The sequence below is a fragment of the Arhodomonas sp. KWT genome, from assembly GCF_010993615.1.
Window position 1 is genome coordinate 1 of sequence record NZ_WNXE01000744.1, and the last position, 818, is coordinate 818.

Annotated in this window: 1 pseudogene; it reads left to right on the top strand. The window is 72.2% G+C overall.

The annotated features are described in order from the left end of the window. Window positions 1–818, top strand: a pseudogene (locus G7A99_RS22125) (molybdopterin-dependent oxidoreductase); the annotation flags it as partial.

Genomic DNA, 818 nt, shown 5'->3' on the forward strand with positions numbered 1-818 from the left:
CTCTTCGGCGAGGGCCACGTGGACGGGCTGCGCGCCGTGCGCGATCTGGATACCCCGGTGGCCCCCGAAAGCCCCGAGTACGGGCCACGGGCGAATCAGCTGCTGTTCACCACCGGCGCCAACGAGGGGCGGGACGCGCTGGTCCGGCGCTTCACCTTCAACGCCTTCGGTAGCCGCAACTATGGTCACCACGGCGCCTACTGCGGCTTCGCCTTCCGCGCCGGCTCCGGCGCCTGGCTCAACGACATGCGCAAGTATGCCCACGTCAAACCGGACTGGGAGCACGTGCGCTTCGCGCTGTTCATGGGCACGGCGCCGGCTCAGTCCGGCAAGCCATTCAAGCTCCAGGGCCGGCAGCTCGCGAGCGCCCGCGCCGAGGGCCGGCTGGACTACGTGGTGGTCTCGCCGGCGCTGCCGAACAGCTCCAGCCTCGCCAGCCAGCCCGGCAATACCTGGCTGCCCGTCCGGCCCGGCGGGGATACGGCCCTCGCCATGGCGATGATCCGCTGGATCATCGATCACGAGCGCTACGACGCCCGCCACCTGGCCCAGCCGGGGCCCGCCGCCATGGCCGCCGCGGGTGAGCCGAGCTGGGGCAACGCCACGCACCTGGTGATCAGCGAGCCGGGGCATCCCTCGGAGGGCCGGCTGCTGCGTGGCAGCGACCTGGGCTGGCCCGCCGACGGTGATGACGAGGTGTTCGTGGTCGCGGACGCCTCGGATGGCCACTGGCGGGCGCATACCGCCGCCGCGCCGGCGCGGCTGTTCGTGGACACCACCGTGACCCTGGACGGCAGTTCCGTCCGGGTGAAGTCCGC